Source organism: Streptococcus sp. SV2, assembly GCF_030440175.1.
GTDB classification, from domain to species: domain Bacteria; phylum Bacillota; class Bacilli; order Lactobacillales; family Streptococcaceae; genus Streptococcus; species Streptococcus raffinosi.
This window is the reverse complement of record NZ_JAQFJQ010000005.1, coordinates 52,751-70,491: the sequence shown is the minus strand read 5'-3', so window position 1 is coordinate 70,491 and position 17,741 is coordinate 52,751. Positions and strand designations below refer to the sequence as shown.

The 17,741-nt window shown below is 36.1% G+C and carries 17 protein-coding genes; 1 reads left to right on the top strand and 16 read right to left on the bottom strand.

From position 1 onward, the window contains the following. Window positions 1-6 precede the first annotated feature (6 nt). The 5 genes from PCY14_RS04365 to PCY14_RS04345 form a co-directional block, all read right to left on the bottom strand. Window positions 7-858, bottom strand: coding sequence for a patatin family protein (locus PCY14_RS04365; protein ID WP_164376250.1), 852 nt, complete (start codon window positions 856-858; stop codon window positions 7-9). Continuing rightward, a complete protein-coding gene (locus tag PCY14_RS04360; protein WP_164376251.1) occupies window positions 855-1,475 on the bottom strand; it encodes an SGNH/GDSL hydrolase family protein in 621 nt (206 codons plus the stop codon). Before PCY14_RS04360 ends, PCY14_RS04365 begins: the two co-directional genes overlap by 4 nt. 319 nt (window positions 1,476-1,794) lie before the next feature. Then, window positions 1,795-2,931 (bottom strand): AI-2E family transporter, encoded by a 1,137-nt coding sequence (locus tag PCY14_RS04355; protein WP_143567307.1) that lies wholly within the window; start codon window positions 2,929-2,931, stop codon window positions 1,795-1,797. 78 nt (window positions 2,932-3,009) lie between these two features. After that, entirely contained in the window at window positions 3,010-3,606 is a 597-nt protein-coding gene (locus tag PCY14_RS04350; RefSeq protein WP_301363191.1) for a histidine phosphatase family protein, read from the bottom strand. Beyond that, a complete protein-coding gene (locus tag PCY14_RS04345; RefSeq protein ID WP_293924438.1) occupies window positions 3,603-4,211 on the bottom strand; it encodes a histidine phosphatase family protein in 609 nt (202 codons plus the stop codon). The genes PCY14_RS04350 and PCY14_RS04345 overlap by 4 nt, the downstream gene beginning before the upstream one ends. 273 nt (window positions 4,212-4,484) lie before the next feature. Here PCY14_RS04345 and PCY14_RS04340 point away from each other — a divergent pair, with 273 nt between their 5' ends. Further along, a complete protein-coding gene (locus tag PCY14_RS04340) occupies window positions 4,485-5,504 on the top strand; it encodes a phosphodiester glycosidase family protein (protein ID WP_293920679.1) in 1,020 nt (339 codons plus the stop codon). A gap of 35 nt (window positions 5,505-5,539) precedes the next feature. Here the strand turns inward: PCY14_RS04340 and PCY14_RS04335 are convergent, their stop codons facing one another. From PCY14_RS04335 to PCY14_RS04285, 11 genes are read right to left on the bottom strand one after another with little or no spacing between them, the layout of a single operon-like run. Beyond that, window positions 5,540-6,592 carry a galactofuranosyltransferase gene (locus PCY14_RS04335; RefSeq protein WP_301363190.1) on the bottom strand — a complete coding sequence of 351 codons (1,053 nt, stop codon included), beginning with the start codon at window positions 6,590-6,592 and terminating at the stop codon, window positions 5,540-5,542. Between the two features lie 10 nt (window positions 6,593-6,602). Next, window positions 6,603-7,595 carry a stealth family protein gene (locus tag PCY14_RS04330; protein WP_164376252.1) on the bottom strand — a complete coding sequence of 331 codons (993 nt, stop codon included), beginning with the start codon at window positions 7,593-7,595 and terminating at the stop codon, window positions 6,603-6,605. Next, the gene (gene glf / locus PCY14_RS04325) at window positions 7,592-8,692 is read right to left on the bottom strand and encodes a UDP-galactopyranose mutase (protein ID WP_164376253.1); all 1,101 of its coding nucleotides are present in this window, start codon (window positions 8,690-8,692) and stop codon (window positions 7,592-7,594) included. The genes PCY14_RS04330 and glf overlap by 4 nt, the downstream gene beginning before the upstream one ends. Before the next feature lie 10 nt (window positions 8,693-8,702). Next, entirely contained in the window at window positions 8,703-10,118 is a 1,416-nt protein-coding gene (locus PCY14_RS04320) for a flippase (RefSeq protein WP_021145431.1), read from the bottom strand. Further along, the gene (locus PCY14_RS04315; RefSeq protein WP_021151916.1) at window positions 10,119-11,279 is read right to left on the bottom strand and encodes a polymerase for repeating unit of receptor polysaccharide; all 1,161 of its coding nucleotides are present in this window, start codon (window positions 11,277-11,279) and stop codon (window positions 10,119-10,121) included. A 33-nt stretch (window positions 11,280-11,312) separates the two neighbouring features. Next, a complete protein-coding gene (locus PCY14_RS04310) occupies window positions 11,313-12,383 on the bottom strand; it encodes a glycosyltransferase family 2 protein (protein WP_008534558.1) in 1,071 nt (356 codons plus the stop codon). Further along, on the bottom strand, window positions 12,383-13,348 hold the full coding sequence (locus tag PCY14_RS04305) for a DUF6625 family protein (protein ID WP_060934238.1): 966 nt from the start codon (window positions 13,346-13,348) through the stop codon (window positions 12,383-12,385). Before PCY14_RS04305 ends, PCY14_RS04310 begins: the two co-directional genes overlap by 1 nt. Next, window positions 13,345-13,986 (bottom strand): DUF1919 domain-containing protein, encoded by a 642-nt coding sequence (locus PCY14_RS04300; RefSeq protein WP_002888643.1) that lies wholly within the window; start codon window positions 13,984-13,986, stop codon window positions 13,345-13,347. The genes PCY14_RS04305 and PCY14_RS04300 overlap by 4 nt, the downstream gene beginning before the upstream one ends. Window position 13,987: 1 nt before the next feature. Next, entirely contained in the window at window positions 13,988-15,136 is a 1,149-nt protein-coding gene (locus tag PCY14_RS04295; RefSeq protein ID WP_060934237.1) for a glycosyltransferase family 4 protein, read from the bottom strand. A gap of 2 nt (window positions 15,137-15,138) precedes the next feature. After that, a complete protein-coding gene (gene cps2T / locus PCY14_RS04290; protein ID WP_060934236.1) occupies window positions 15,139-16,311 on the bottom strand; it encodes a beta 1-4 rhamnosyltransferase Cps2T in 1,173 nt (390 codons plus the stop codon). A 32-nt stretch (window positions 16,312-16,343) separates the two neighbouring features. Continuing rightward, on the bottom strand, window positions 16,344-17,711 hold the full coding sequence (locus PCY14_RS04285) for a sugar transferase (RefSeq protein ID WP_008534553.1): 1,368 nt from the start codon (window positions 17,709-17,711) through the stop codon (window positions 16,344-16,346). Window positions 17,712-17,741: the final 30 nt, after the last annotated feature.

Here is a 17,741-nt window from a genome sequence, read left to right as displayed (position 1 = left end):
CGTTTTTTACTTGTCTTGAAGAAAGGTTTTGAGATCATCAATATTGGTTCGCATTTGTTTCAGTCCTTCTTGATAGATGGCTTCAAACTTTTCTGGATCTTTTTCTAAACGCCCGACTTTAAGTGCATGTTCAGGACGAATGGCATACAGTTTTCCAGATGTTTCCAAAGCCTCAATTTTCTCAATGCTCTTATTGTAGTGAAGATGGCGGCTTGAAGCAACTTTCACAAATTCCGGGTATTTTCGATAAAAAATCTTGTAGAGTCTCTTACTGGTTTTAGAAGGCTGTTTACGATAGCCCTTAGGACGAGTCAGAATGACAATAAGCTTATCAAAGCCTAAGTTTTCCATAAAACCAACAGGAAGACTGTCAGAAAGGCCACCATCCATATAACGCTTACCCTTGTAGTCTACAATCTCAGAAACCAAGGGGAGGGCGGAACTGGCACGAAGGGCTTCCATCTGTTCAAAGACATGGTCAATCTTGATATAGTCTGGCTTACCTGTCTCAATATCTGTAGTAACCACATAGAAAGGAACCCCTGACTCAGCAAAAGCCTCCTGATCAAAAACATCTAGTTCCATTGGCACCTTATAGTAGGAAAATTCCTTATTAACAAAGTTACCAGTTGTTAACCAGGACCAGAAACTCATGTAACGCCGGTCTCCCATAAAACGCTTGTTATAGCGCAATGCCCTCTTAGGTTGATTGGACAAGTAATTGACACCAAAAAGCGCCCCTGCAGACACTGAAACTACCCCATCAACCTTGATACCAGCCTCTAAAAAGGCATCTAAAACACCAGCTGTATACAGGCCACGCATGCCTCCACCTTCCAGGATTAAACCTACCCTCATTCTAAAATCTCCTTTATGATTGGTTCAGCTATGGCTTGATAACCTAATGGGGTTAAATGAAGACCATCAGTTGTATATTTCTCATCTAACTGACTTTGATCATCCACTAGATAGTCAAAAAGGTCCACATAGGTCACACCAGGAAGAACCGCAAGTTCTTGATTGAGCTCAGAAACCGTTGTATTATTCCTTACTTTTACCTTTGAGCGATGCTCTGACCTTTCACTGACTGGAAAGACACTCAGCAAATAAATCTCTGTTGAAAGTGATTCTTGACGAACTGCCATAACCATATCCGAAATACGATTGACGATATCTCGAATAGGATAGCCTCGTCCAATGTCGTTAATACCAATCAAGATGATTAATTTATCAGGCTCTAAATCTAAAACCTGCTCTTTAAGATGCTCTAAGAGCCAAACGGAATCTGTTCCTGCAATTCCACGATTAATCAAAGGGAGGTCTCTTCCTAAATATTTTTTCAAGGAAAAAAATTCTGTAATCGAGTCTCCAGCAAACACAATTTGACCCTTGCCAAGTTTTTGATTGTCACTCACAAATTTAGCTAATCGTTCTTCTTGATAAGTCGAAAGCTCAGGTCTTGTTGATTCTATCATATCTCACACCTTATCCTTAACACATTTATAAATTCTTAATTTCTGCACGTAAGCAATACTTCCACTATTTCTTCGAAAAGATAGGAAAATCTTGATAGTTTTATTCTAGCATTTTTTTGAAAATTGTGTGAATCAGATAAGAAAATCCATTATATATAAATAGTATCTAAATACTAGTAATTCTATTAATAAGATCAAACACCATTTATATAAATGTAGTATCGTAATACTCTATAACATAGACGCTCCAACACAACTATCCTTGTTGCTGACGATGTTTAGTCAAGCGTATCAAAAAACAGACCATAGTCTGTTTCACTTAATATTTAGTTTCAAGCGACTTAGCTGTCTTGTCCTGTTCACGTTTAACCACATTGTCCTTAACAATCTGATAAAGAGTCGCAGCTACTGGCACAGAAACCAGCATACCTAGGATGCCACCTAAGGCTGATCCGATGGTGATGGCGAAGATAACCCATATACCAGGCAGACCAGTAGAACCACCAACAACATAGGGATAGATGAGATTTCCCTCGAACTGTTGCAATATAACCACATAAGCAATAAACAAAAGTGCCAAAGTCACTGAATGAGTCATAATCAAAATGGTACCAATCGTCACACCAATGTAGGCTCCCACAACTGGAATCATAGCTGAGAATCCAATCAAGATAGAGATGGTCGCAGCATATGGGAAATCAAAGATACGCATCCCAATATAACATAAAGTCCCCAAAATACATGCCTCAAGAGACTGATAAACAAAGAAATTACGGAAACGATTATTGAGAATCCCAACGACATAATGGAACGTCTTACCAAAACGACCTAAATAAACCTCTACCAAGCGATTGACCTGATTACCAAGTTTTTCTTTGCCAGCCAAGACATAGCAAGAAAAGACGATACTGATAAAGAGGTTAATCAAGGTTGACGGTAAACTCGTCAATGACGTCAAGAAGCTCGTCAAACCATTCATAATCTGTTGAAGTAATTGAGCACTGTAAGTATTAATCAGCTCTCTAACCTGAGTCACACCACCAAAATCTTGAATAACTTTTTGCAAAGACTTATTTTTAAGTAACCAATTAATCAGGTTATTAATAGCCGATCTATCTTGACTAATCAGTGTATTGATACTATCAATCAAATCTGGAAGAACTGTAAAGACTACCCAGGTAAAGACTAAACCAATGGTCGCAAATGCTAAAAGCAAAGAAATGGGGCGTTTGATTTTATGGGTAAAAGCAAAAGGAACAAGCTTGACTAGCCATTTTTCATAAAAAGACATCAAGATATTGACCACAAAAGCTATTCCTGCTCCTACCAAGAAGGGCTGGCTGGCAACAAAAATGGTGTTACAAATTGAAACAACTGTTTCCCAGTAAGTGTATATCAAAAAGCAACTGAAAAAAAGGACAGCCAACCAAATAAATTGATTTTTTGTAAACTTCATAGATACTCCAAAATTTAAGATACCCTTTCATTATACACTAAGAAAGGGCATCTTACTATCTTTGACATGAGAAAGCTTCTAGAAATCCGAAAACTCTCGATCAGCTATTGGATCGATGAGTTTGATAAAGTGAAAATCAGTCCCATCATAATCGAAAACTAAGATGGCACAATTACCTGGACAAGACTGAAACGCACGCTCTGGCTCCACAGCATGTAAAAAAGTCATCAAAGCCCCAGCATGACTAACAGCCAAGATAGATTGATCGGGATGTTTATCGACTATTTCCCTAGCACTTTTCACTACACGAGCAACAAATTGGTCCTGACTTTCCCCACCAAACTGAGCATAATGGTCACCAAAATGCCCTACAATAGTTGTCTTGGGGTGAAGATATTCAGGTTGACCCTCAAAAATACCAAAATTCATTTCCTTGAGTCCCTTTACCCTATGGTAGGCAGTCTGTCCTGTCGCCAATTCCAAGGTATCAGATGCCCGCTCCGTTGTCGTGCAATAATATTGGTCAAAGATCATATGATGTTTTTGAAAATAAGCCCTAACCTGACGTGCCTGGTCTCTCCCCTTTTCAGTCAAAGGGGAATCGCACCAACCTTGGATACGATTAAGTGTGTTAAAAAGTGTTTGCCCATGTCGCATTAGATAGAATCTTGTCATTTTTCTCCTCCGAAAATATACTCTTCCTCTACCGGATTATAAATCGAAACCAATACAAATTGACCTTGATCATAAGTAAAATGTAAGATACAACAATTTTTTAGACCACGTAGTTCTGGAGTCGGATCTAAAACACGTCTACAAAACTGTAAAATAGATGGACCATGACTAACCAGTAAGGACTTAGAATCTTCAGCCACACTCTCCATGATGGCTCTAACCGTCAACTCCATACGATCTCGAACCTGAGTAGTGCTCTCACCACCAAATTGAAGAAAGTAATCTCCAAACCCCTGACCATCTGGTAAAGGTTTCGGAAGCAGATACTCTGGCTGCCCCTCAAAGGCTCCAAAATCCTGTCCTTTAAGCCCTTTAAGCCTTTCATAGTCTGTTCGGCCAGTTACAATTTCTAGAGTATCACTAGCTCTCTCAGATGTTGAAGAAAAGAGATGGTCAAAAATTGGTTCTTGCTTAGCTAGATACTGACCTGCCTTCTTAGCCTGTTCGATTCCAACTTCTGTCAAAGGAGCATCACAGACCCCTTGAAGCCTATGCTGAACGTTAAAACGTGTTTGCCCATGTCTCATCAAATAAAATTCTTTCATATTATCACCTCTAAAGCAGAAATCGGATTCATAAACTGAAGAAGCCCTGTGTATCTTTAGGTATACTATTAAACACTAGCATGGCATCTAATAAAAGACACTCCTTCAGAAAATGGCAAAGCCATGGTAGTGATTACACCCATGACTGATTCACCTCTATTATACTCCTTTTAGAAAACGCTTTCCAGTATTATTGCAGAAAAATATTCTTATTTTTTCAAATTTAGAAAGAATTAGATTGTTTTGTTAGCCTAGATTGTTTATAATAATAGTATGAAATTGAAAAATATTTTAAGAATAGTGCTTATTCTTCTAATCTTAACAGGTGTCGTGGCTGGGCTACTCTATGTCACTATTTACTTTAATCAACGTGATATAAAAAAGCTCTCCATACCGTCTAATAAGGATGGATTGAGCTTCACCATCAAAAATAAGGAACTACTAGATCAATCAATCCTTCTTGAGACTGGTAGTATTAAAAATGTAGACATGCAAATCCTTTCTTTTAAAAAAGACGGAAAATACGTCCTCCAAAAAGGAAGAACCGAAGATAATAATCCTGAACTCACAGAGCAAAGTATTAAGTACGAAGCTAAACGTCGTAAAGCCATTGCTCTGATTAACTCAGGATTTTGGTCTTATGAAGGTCTAGACCGTCCTTTCGCTCAAAAAGAAATCGAACTTGGCAAAACTGGCCTTCTTTATGGCGATGATCAAAACAATATCAGTGCAGGAACCTACCCAAATATAGATACAGCCAAAATGTTCACTCATATGGGAAGCAACGGTTGGGATACTGGCGCCTTTGGTATAGTCATTAAAAATAAAAAGGTAGATAAAACATGGGAAAAAGGTGATCCTGACCAACCTAATGCCCGTTCTATTTACGTTGAGACCTATGATGGTATTATCCGTATTATCCAAACCTACGGCCACACCTCCCTCAATAAAGGCTTGAATCACGAAGAAATTTATAAGCTTTTAGAAAATTTAGGCTACTCAAATATTCGACTTGCTTTCCTACTCGATGGTGGTGGAACAACTCGTATGTATACGCGATCTGATAATGGTAAAGAAAAGGTTGCTGGTACCTTTGTCGATAATAGAACCTATATTGAATATCTTTATCTTACCAAACGAGATAGTAACGCCACTGATCCATATATCTGGCGTGATCAAGAGCTTGTAAAAGCAGGAAAATCTAAGTCAATCACATATGACGACTATATCAAAGCCATCTACTCAAATGGGAAAGTTCCAGGAACACAGTACCAATTTGAAGTTTCTAAATAATGCAAAAACTCCTCAATAAAATGAGGAGTTTTATCTTACTTTAAATTGTTAAGCGCAGTAATTAGGTAGTGACCGTCACGAATCTCCTGACCGACACGCTTGGTATTTTTAACTAAGATTTGGTAATCGTCTTCTGAGAGATTTTCAATGATAGCCTTCAAATCATAAAGAGAGTCTACTACAATACCGCAGCCCTGCTCAAGTACAAAATGTGACAAGGCTGACTGTTTCCACACCACAAGCGGGAAGCCTGATGCCAAGTATAGCGAAGCTTTGTGAGAATTGTTGTAACGTAGGTATTCACCAAAGACACCACTACAGGTCTCAGCACTTTCTCCATCCCAGACAAGACCAAAACCACCCTTTAGGGCTGCAGGAAGCTCATCAGGTAGGAATGAACCAAAGTAGTTCTCGTTTTCAAGGGCTCTACCCTCGTCAAAACCTACACCATAAAGGTTATAAGCAGGTTCTGCAGGAAGTGAGTAAAGATAGCCAGCTTTTTCTTGTTCCAAGTTACCAGCCACAATAATTGGCTGATTTTTTGACAGTCCGTTCTTTTCTTGGAAATTGGGAATCAAATAATCAAAAATACCAAGACTGACAATCTTTTCTTCCGCAATCCCTTTATCCACCAAGACTGACTTCATAATTGGATTATGGGCAATAATGCCAGTTACACTATGAAATGTATCACTTTCCGTTAATTTCATCCGTAATTTCATTCTAAATGGTAGAGTCCTGTCATTTACAAAACGCAAGGTTTCTAAATCATGAATCAGCAGATAGATGTTAACACCTCTATTTTTAAGAGATTTTAGTAAACTGTTAATGAACAAAGAATGATGTAACAAGGGAAATTGTATCACAATATCATCATTTTTCTTTAAGCGTTTGAAGGCTCTCAAAAGTGCTCTATATTTGTGAATCTGAGCATTAAGGACATTCATTTTATACCAGTCATCTACTAAAACTTTTAGGGGAGCATAACCTAGGTTATTTAAAATCACTTCAACGTCATTACGTGCTTTATTTCCCGCATTTTTAGCATTATTGTCGTGTAAAAATTCTTCTTTTAAATAGTATTTCATCTTTTACTTCTCATTTTTCATAAGCTGATTTTTTAGGATAGTATTCATTTAAGATTTGCTTAAAATGAATGAGGTTTTCTTCATTAAAGTCACCATCATCATTCACACAAAGTAATCTTTTATGCTTATCTTTAAAGATTCTATCAAGTTTATCCACTTGATTTAAACCAATTGTTTCTCCGAAATTTTTTGACATAGGGAAAAATTGATTACTTTCAATTTGCCAGTTAGAACAAACGTATTGATTGACATCTACCCCATAATCTCTAATCTTATTTCTGGATGTTCTATCCAAAGTTTCACCTTCGATGTCCCACAAATGTGACAAAGTACTCTTCTTCATCGGTACAGGCAAATGCTGATTCACATAGCCCGTCGGTCCCCATGGTAAGAGTAGCAAGTTTTTCAAAATCAAGGAACCATAACGGAAATTAAAGAATTTCCAAGGTGAAGATTTCATAGCCTTCTTATTAGGAAAATGGCGATAAATTAATTCAACATTATTGTGATAAGTATTTGTAAATGGTGACCAAGGAACTAAAGCATCGTAAACTGCTAAAAGCTTGGGTTGCCCATTTTTATAAAAATCGGAAGGTTGAGTATCCTTTATCATGAACATATCATCATTGAAGTAGATAAAATGTTCTGATAAGCCCTCAATACGATGAAGATTTAACTCAATTGCTGCTGAATTATATGAAGGAAGGTAAGCTTCAGGCATAAATTCCCTATGAGTGATCAACTTAAGTTTTGGATGCTCCAAATTTAACCAGTCAGGCTTTTGCCCGTTGGTAATTAGATAAACATTATTCACCCAAGGAGCATGCTTTTCAATCATTCGAAACCAGTAATTAAAAATACCGTAATCACGATAACGTTGCTCTCCGTCGATTTCTTGGTCTATTTTTGACATTTGACCTGTCACGGCTTGTTTCTCGCGGATAAACTCAGTATCACTTCCGTCGACCCAAAGAACCACGATATCAATTTTTTCTTGTGTCATTTAATAAATTCTTTCTCAACGACTTCCAAGGTACGCTCAATGACCACGTGCATGTCGTAGTATTTATAATCTGCAAGACGTCCACAGAAGATAACCTTGTCATTTTTCTCAGCTTCTTCTTGGTACTTAGCAAACATGGCATTGTTCTTTTCATCATTGATTGGGTAGTAGGGTTCATCTCCACGTTGCCAATCAGCTGGGTATTCACGGGTAATGACCGTCTTAGGCTGTGTACCATACTCAAAGTGCTTGTGTTCAATAATCCGGGTATAAGGAATTTCACGCTCGGTGTAGTTGACCACAGCATTACCTTGATGATTTTCCTCATCCAAAACTTCGTGTTCGAACCGAAGGCTACGGTATTCTAACTCCCCATGTTTGTAGTCAAAGTACTGGTCAATCATCCCTGTAAAGACCACTTTTTCAGCAGAGCTTTCCAGTTCTTCACGATTGGCGAAGAAATCAACCCCAAGTTCTACTTCTACATCACCCAGCATGTTTTCAATGATGACATTGTAACCACCGATTGGAATCCCTTGGTAACGGTCATTAAAGTAGTTATTATCAAAGGTCAAACGCACTGGGAGGCGCTTAATGATGAAAGGAGGCAGGTCTGTTGCAGAACGTCCCCATTGTTTTTCCGTATAGCCCTTGATCAACTTTTCATAGATATCTGGACCGATCAACTTGATCGCCTGTTCTTCCAAGTTTTTCGGCTCAACATCTTTCATATCCGCCGTTTGCTCCGCAATCTTGTTTTTGACTTCTTGAGGAGTCTTTGTCCCCCACATGGCATAGAAGGTATTCATGTTGAAAGGAAGATTGTAAAGACTACCCTTGTAGTTAGCTACTGGAGAATTAATATAGTTATTGAATTCAGCGAACTGGTTAACATAGTCCCAGATTTTTTTGTTGGACGTATGGAAAATGTGAGCACCGTATTTATGAACATTGATGCCTTCAATATTTTCACAGTAGATATTACCACCGATGTGATCACGCTTGTCAATCACTTTTACCTTTTTGCCACGTTTTGTAGCTTCATGTGCGAATATAGCGCCAGATAATCCAGCACCAACAATAAGATAATCGTACATAGTTTACTCCTTAGTTTTTCATTAACTGTTCCTTCAAGTCTCTCACATCAAGGGCACGTAAAACAACAATCAAAATTAAATAAATGATGGCTCCAACAAAACCATCTACTGCTACGTTTAGCATAGGTTTAAATTGAACAAAGGTTCTAAAGACAAAAAGTCCAAGATACATCACAACTGATGCAATGATAATTTTAGACATAGCAGGAAGGATAGAAACATCTTTCATAAATTTTCTTGCAAAATTAAGCTGAATCACCCAAACCAAAGCTTCTGTAAGAACGGAAACAATGGAAGCCCCAATGAAACCAAATGGGGGAATCAATAAAAGGTTAAGTCCCACACTAACAAATGCTGGAATCGTTGTAGAAAGCATGAATTCACGGTGCTTATTATGCGGAATTAAAATCTGAATTCCCATGATATTTGTCCAACCAATAAAGAACATCCTAAAAACCATGATGGCAATGGCAATATTAGCTGCTTGGAAGTCCTTTCCTAGGAAAAAACTAACAAAGTCTTTATTGACAACCAAGAGACCAGCAATAATTGGGAAAATGACGAGATTATAAATCAAGAAAGAGAATTCATGCATCTTGTTAACAGCCTTATAGTCTCCACTAGACAAAAGACCAGATACCCTTGGAAGCATTACACTTCCCAATGAAGTCACCAACGTCAACAAAATATTAATAATTTTCAAAGCCTGATCATAAATCCCTACATCATTTGTCGATGACAAGGCCCCCAACATAGTACGGTCCAAAGTCACATAAAGTGAAATAGCAATCTGAGGCAAGAACAGTAAAATAACTGGCTTAAGATGCTTCTTAGCAAAAGACAAATCAAATTGAGGCTCACCAATATATGGCCTTGCTGGGAGCCACATGCTTAATTGTCCTAGTAATTCAAAAAAGGTTAGTAGAAACACATAGAGGTATAAATCACCGGAAGTTTTTACAAATAAGAAAATGGAAATAACTCCTAAGAGTTTAACTGTTGTGTTTCTTGCCGTAATACGACGAAAATCCTCCAAACCTTGGAACAACCAAGAAATATCCATTCCTTTAGATACTAAACTAAGCCCAAGTATATAGGCCACCATGTTTTGCATTGCTGGCAAAAATAAACACAAGAGCGCATACAAAAGAAGTGACAAAAAAGTGGCAATCAATTGGAGGGTATAAATACCCCAGAAATTTTTCCGAATATCCTTACGATTACTAGAAATTTCCTTGGTCCCGTAGTTAGCAACTCCTAAGGTCGCTAAGAGAATAAAGTAGGTCACAATAGAGTTAAAGTAACCATAGGTACCTAAATCTTTAGAACTAAAAATCCTAGTTACATAAGGTGTCGTAATAATTGGTAACACAATGACCAATAATTGGTAGGAAAGATTATAGGCGTAATTCTTTAAAACTTTCATTTATAGTATCTCTATTTTATTTTCCTCATCATTTATTTCTTTTATCGAAATTAAACTTGCAAATAATGTAAACATGAAGATGTTGTATCCTGGTCTAATCCAAAATGCTTCTATCATACAATTAATAGTTATTAAAGAAAGTAATGATAGAAATAACATTTTACCTTCTTTGTAAAATCTCCTGGATGATAAAACATAAACTAATACAAGTAAGACTACAGGAACAATTCCATAGTAGAATAACATTTGAATATAAGAGGAATCAACATAATTATAACTGAGTACTGACTCTGTAGTACCTCCATAACCAATAAATTTTACATTATTAGTTCCAAAAAGGTGTAACTTGTATGTATCAAGGGCATTTTTACCCAAAAAAAGTCTCATACTGAAGAAATCGTTCAACTTAACAAAAAATGGGGAAGAAAAAGAAAAATGAGAAGACAAATAAAACATCAATGATGAAAAAATTGCCGCAGAATAGGGTAGTATGTAATAAACTTTAAATTTCTTTTCTTTAGTATAGTACATTACTAAAAAAATAATTACAGCTATCAAAATAGACATAGAATTCAATCTAGCATCACAAAATTTGATAATAAAGGCTGATAAGGCTACTCCAACTGCCACCCTAAGCCAAATATACTTCTCTCTAAGTAAATATCCCCAAGCAATAAACAAATAAAAACAGTGTGAGGCAAAATCTGTAGGATAAATGAAGCCAAATGAATTTCTTATAACTAAACCAGAAGATCTAACTTGGGCAAATTGTAAATTTGGTAGAAGACCAATTATTGAAAGTAAGAATATACCTATGACAATTGAACCAGCAATAAACACGTAAGTTTTTAAAATAACATCTACATCAACATCATAAAGTAGTAAAATCAATAATGAGTAAAGAAGAAAATTGGTAGCACCAGTTTGTAAAAAAACACATAAACTTGTTACGATTAAAAGAATTCCTGAAACAATGAATGATATACTAAAATTTTTAATAAATAAAAATCTTAGTGACAACACCAATGCAACACCAATCAAGAGAATAGTTGGTAATTGAGGGAGAGTTTTATTTAGAACCGAAGTCATAATAACATCGTACCCTACAATTACCGATAAGACCAAAATAACCAAAAGGTTCTCAAACTTAATTTTTAACATAATACCCTTTTACCGTTTATAAGAATAGCTAATTTATTTAAAAGCAATTTTACGTAAAATTGGATTCATTTTCATTTTTTCAATAAAGATGACTGTCCGAAACTTTTTTTGGGTAAGAAGATCAATACTCAATCTTCTAAGAAAAGAAGAAATATTTCGCTGTCTCAATAACATATTATAAGGACCAATGATTTGATCTCCATTCCCTGAAAAAATATTGTCAAAAGCTTTATTTGAAATAATGGACTGTAGTAATTCTATTTTTTCTTGTCTTTTCAACTTTAAATTAGAAATCTGGAAAACTGAACTTATGATAATTTTGGTCTTAATATCCTGCATTAATGTAGCATCTTCTAATTGGAACTGTTCAAGCAATTTATGTAATTCTTGAAGTTCATCTAATTGAAATTCAATTCTTTTAGGATGATAACTCGTCAGTGCAGAACCACTTCTACCTGCAATATAATTATAGAGAGTCGAATCAATAAAAAGAATGTTATCTAATTGTTGATAAACTTGGAAATTAAATAAAGTATCTTCCCCTATTGGTTTACTAGGAAACTTAATATTATTTTTTAGAATAAATTCTTTGTTATAAATTCTCGACCAAACATTATACATCATATCAGTTTTAAAAAGCTCTATGAAGTCATTCCTAAACTCTTCCTTTTTAAGAAGTCCTAGGTGCTGATAAGAATGAGAACGGCAAGACAAAATAGTGTTATTGGTTTCTTTAATTTCATTGTAACCAAAACAAAGAACATCCCATTCTCCATTAAGATTAGGACATATCTTCTCAAAGAAATCATCTGATAAGAAATCATCTGAGTCCATAAAGTACAAATATTCACCCCTCGAGAGAGAAATCCCTAAATTTCTAGCTTCCGAGACTCCATTATTCTCAATATGTCTAACAAAAATATTTGAATAATTATCTTGATACTCATCACAAATCGCACCACTCTGGTCGGTTGAATCATCATCAATTAATAGAATCTCATACTTAATTGGTGACGATTGCATAAGTATGGAATCTAGGGCTCTTTTTAAATAACCTTCAACATTAAATACAGGAACAATTATGCTCAAATCTATATTATCCATTAACTCTTCATCCTTAATTTATGACGAATAAACTCTAGTGTCCATTTTTCTTTTTTAAATTTCTTTAATATTGTCGATTTAACATATGCCCAATAGAATTTATTTCTTGTTACTTCTAAAAGCTCTTCCTTAGAAATTTTCTCTCCAATAACTAATTGATTTGGTATAACATAAAATGAATCTACTAGTCTAAACTCAGGACACTTAATCACTCTCTTTTGGAAATGTGCATATAGAGGACGATTAACCTTTATATTACCGTCGATTAAATTTATTGATTCCAAACCATTTTCCTCTGACCAAAAATAATAGCGTTTAGGTTCATTTTCACCATATTCTCTAAATGAGAAATGACTAATATCAATATCATCAAAAAACTTATCTTGCAGTTGTTTGAAATTATTTTTTTCAAAAATCTTTTGGATACCATCTGCCTCATCAAAAATAAAATTTTGCTCACTTGTAAAGATATTGTGAAAATCCAGTCGATAGTTTAAACCTTGGCCAGACATAAATATATGATTAACTTCCTGTGAATTTTTAAATATTTGGAGATGACCTAAAAGGCCATATCGAGAATAGTCATTCTCAAAAAAGCTATGTTCTTCCAGAAATTGATAAATATCACCAAGTAAGACATCTGTATCACAAAATCCCCAGTAGTCATATCCCTTCAACTCCTCTTCAAAGATAAATCCATAAGCAACTTTATAGTCACATAATTTATAAGGTGTTTTGAGAGAAATTTCAAAATCAAATTTAGACTGAACTTTTTTTCTTAAATCATCAAACGAAAGAGTCTTAAATTCAATATTCTCAGCGTTCAAAATTTCAAATTGGTCAATATTTTGATCAGTATAAATTAAGAAATCAATCTTTTGATTACGTTTGGCGGTCAACAAAAAATAAGGGAAAAACTTTGGAAGTTTTCCAAAGTACGGAATAATGAGTCTTATCTTTTTCATTTAGTTAAATCCTCTCCACCCTTATTCAACCAAGTCACAGCATTAAAATAGTGGTGGTAAGTTTTTAAATCGATACCGACATGACCTTGCTTTTCAGCTGATTTGAAATGAACCAAGGAAGGTAGGTCACTATAATTCTTAGAAGAGAAGATGACTTTGCTTTTGTAAGGAAGTTCTTCAAACTCTTTCATAAGCTCGTAAGTACAAGCATCGTTATCGTTGAATTTGAAATACATATTATCCCAATGAATGCGTGCCAATCGACGTTGCCATTTTTGAGTCGCTTCTTCTTCATCTGCATAGTGCAAAAAATGAAGTTCAATATCATCAAGAAGTGCTAGAGGATAGGCATTATCAAAGTCTTTGATGTATTTCGATTCCTTAACGAATTTCAAGGGGATATCTCCACTCAAATAATGTTTTAGATTCTTGAGCATTTTGATGTAATCAGGTGAAAAGACAAACATTCCAACAAAAGGCGTTTGATAAGGTAGTCCCAACTCCTGATAAACCTTCCCAGCCCAACAATTATCACAAATAATTGTGAAATTCTTATTCTTAAGTCGTCGTCTTGGGATAAAATTAATAATTGGATAAACGATTGGTTTTAGTTTATTCTTTAGTGTTTCACTGTTCATATTAGTACTTCTTATATAATTCCGAGAAATTACGAATATAACTTTGTAATGAAAAGAGTTCTTTTTGGCGTTTGACAGATGCCTTGCCAAATTGTTCTCGCTTCTCGGTATTATCCGCTAATTTTTGAATTGCCTTAGACAGTTCTGAAGGCTGATTTGGAATAGCAAGAAGGCCATTTTCACCTTCTTGCACCATTTCACAAACGCCACCATGACGGTAGCCAACGATGGGTTTCCCACAAGCCATTGCTTCTAAAACTACAGTTGGAAGTGGATCAGGATTGGTACTTGGCAAGACAAAGATATCAAACATATTATAGAGCTCTGTTGTCTTACTATAATAATCGATACGCTTGATTTGACCAGCTACTGGCGAGTCAGCAATAATCTTTTCTAACTCATCAATGCGCCACTCTTCTCCCTCAAAAGCACTACCTGCAAGAAAGGCAACGGCTTTTGGATTAGCCTGTAAAATTGGAGTCACAGCTTCCAAGAAGTCTCCTTGCCCCTTCCAGGCATTGACACGGGCAACCATCCCAATAACAAGAGCATCTTGAGCAATACCAAACCGCTCTCTAATGGCTGAAGCATCCACTACATGGAAAACATCATTATCAACCCCATTATAGATGACTTGTACCTGATTATCATTCACATAACGAGACATTTTGACATGATTTGCCACGGCATTTGAAACCGTTACTATCGTATCAGCAAAGCGTCCCATCAAAAAATTGATGAAGTCAGAAATAGCTTTTGGTTTGACAATAATTTCGTGCACATGCCAAATCAAAGGAAGTTTCAACTTACGTTTAAGGTAAATGCCTTCAAGCACCGCCGTCGTATTGTTGTGAATCAGGGTAATCCCGTTCTCTTTGGCATACTTGGCAATTTGTTTAGAATAACGGTTATAAGAGCCAAAGTACTCCATGATACCTTTAGGATTAAAATATTTACGTCGCAAGATTGGGTAGTCAATGACTTTCACTTTGGCACCGACATTTTCTAAAGCAGCCACTAAAACACCATCATTTGGTAAAATAACATGCGCTTCAAAGGCATCTTTATCCAAGCCTTTAATAAGCTCCAACAACACCTTGTCAGCGCCATACATTTCAGCACCCGCATGGAGATATAAAATTTTCTGCATTTCTATCCTTTAAATACTTTTTCGTAGTCTGTGACAATTTTTTCCCATGTGAAAGCTTGGGCAATACGTTGACTAGATTTTTGATTAAGAGCTTCGATATCTTGATTGTCCAATTGTTCAGCTTGATCAATAACAGTTGCCAATTGATCTTTTTTCCAATAAAGAGCACCATCTTCACCAACCTCACGGTTAAAGCCAACATCCAACAAAAGATTAAGTTTGGTAGACTCTAATGCCTCTAGAAGTGATGGATTCGTCCCTCCGACTTCATGACCGTGGAAATAAGCAAAGGCATTTTCACGAATATATTTGAGCAATTCCTGGTCATATACCGTTCCAACAAACTTCACACGAGGGTCCTTGTCAAAGCCAGTTTCCTGACGCAACTTGTCATAGAACTTGTTTTCTTCAACATTAGTAATGAGCACAAAATCCTTGTCAGAATGTGACGCCATAAAACCACGAATCATTGCCTCATAGTTGTTTTCAGGGACAAAGCGACCTACAACAAGGTAATAGTTGTTTTCAATAACCCCTTTTTCAAAATACCAGGTACGAACTTTATCATCAACCTTAGTCAATCGAGATTTAGTCGTATCAGTTCCATAAGCAATATAGGTTGTTTGGGGATGATACTTAGCATAATCTTTTTGAATGTAGGACTCGATATTTTTACTATCACAAATCAAAAGGTCAGCATGTTTAACCATAAGTTGTTCTGAAATCTTCCAGTATTTACGGACAGGAAGACTCCATTTTGCACGTAACCATTCATGACCATCAGGATTAACCATTAGGGTACCACCAATAGCCTTGATTTTCTTCTTGATACCTGAGATAAATGGTCCAATACGGCAAGCCAAAACATAGAAAATCGGTTCTTGATCATCATTGGCTTTAGCGATTTCAATGGCCTTATTTAGAGCTGCAATGTCATAAGCGATGGCACGAGCAGGACCAATATTAGGCACATCAATGTTGAAACACTTTGCGCCATTATGCTCGAAAGAGTCAGCTGTAATTCCTGATTTAGCAGAATTTTCACGCATACAAGCTACGTAATACTGGATATCTTTATCTTGCTGGAACTCTGTTAGTTTCTCAACAAAAGTCTCAAAACCACCATATTTTGCTGGAATTCCCTTAGAACCAACGATATAAACTGTTTTTTTCATTTAATCACCATTAAAAGAAATGGAGAAAGCCATCACTTTGCTCCATCCTTCATTACTACTACTTTAATTGTTTTCAATAAGATTCTGATATCGCGCCAGATAGTCCATCCATCCATATAAGCTACATCAAGTTTGACGACTTCATCAAAATCTGTAATTTCACTTCGACCACTTACTTGCCAAAGGCCAGTGATTCCTGGTCTAAAGCTTAATCGACGTTTTTGTTCTGGAGTGTAGGATTCGTATTCGTCTAAGGTCGGCGGACGTGTACCAACCAAACTCATATCCCCCTTAAGAACATTCCAAAATTGTGGAAGTTCATCAAGGCTCGTTTTACGGATAAAATGACCAACTTTAGTAATGCGAGGATCATTATCCATTTTAAACATACCGCCAGACATCTGATTTTGTTCCATGAGATTCTTCTTGATTTCTTCGGCATCAACTCGCATTGAACGGAATTTATAAAACTTGAAAATACGTCCATTCTCACCAACACGATCTTGGGCGAATATTGCTGGACCTCCGTCCTTACGGATAATCGGATAAAGAAAGATTCCGACAATACCACAGAAAACCAAACCAACCAAAGCTCCGCAGATATCTAAGCAGCGTTTTGCCAATATATCACCGTAACTATAAAATTGTGTTGAAAAGGTAACAACATTAAAAGGTCCTAGTTGTTGGATTCGTTTTTCACCTTGACTCATAAATTCCAGCGAATTGAGATTGATAGAAACTGGAATCCCCATAAGTTCAAAAGGTGAGGCGTAATCCCAAATTTTGTATTGTTCACTAGGAAGATTAATCAGGACCTGATCAACTACTGAGTGGGTTGCATACTCAACCAAGTTGTCTGGCTTAACACTCTTGATAAATGGATTAGTAAAATAAGGATTATCCAAAACACAAACTGCTGTAATTCTACCATCCATATTATCTTTCATACGTGTCAGAACATTTTCAAGACGAGTCTGATCAGAAATTAAGAGAATATTTTTATTACTCTTACGACGTGTGTAGATGGATGAACGGAAATATTTGAGAACAGTGTTTGTTAGGTATAAGAGAGCACCTACAATGAGGATAAAATAAAGGAGTCCACGACGTGAAATTGAAAAATTACCATCTGCAAAAAAGGATAGAAAGGTTGCGATTGCAGCAAATATAAGACAATATTTGAGAGTAGCAATAAATTCATCCAAGTAACCACGATATTTTAAATTTTCGAAGTAATTACTAATATAATAAGTTACTACATGCACAATTCCTAAGAGAACGACACTTCCTTTGGTAATCTCAGTATAAGGCAATTTACTTGTGACCCAGGCTACAAAAAGGACCACAACCAGTTGTATAATACCAATCTCAATGCGACGAATTTCTTGTTTTTCTTTCACTCTGAACCCCTTTTTTATATGCTAATGTTT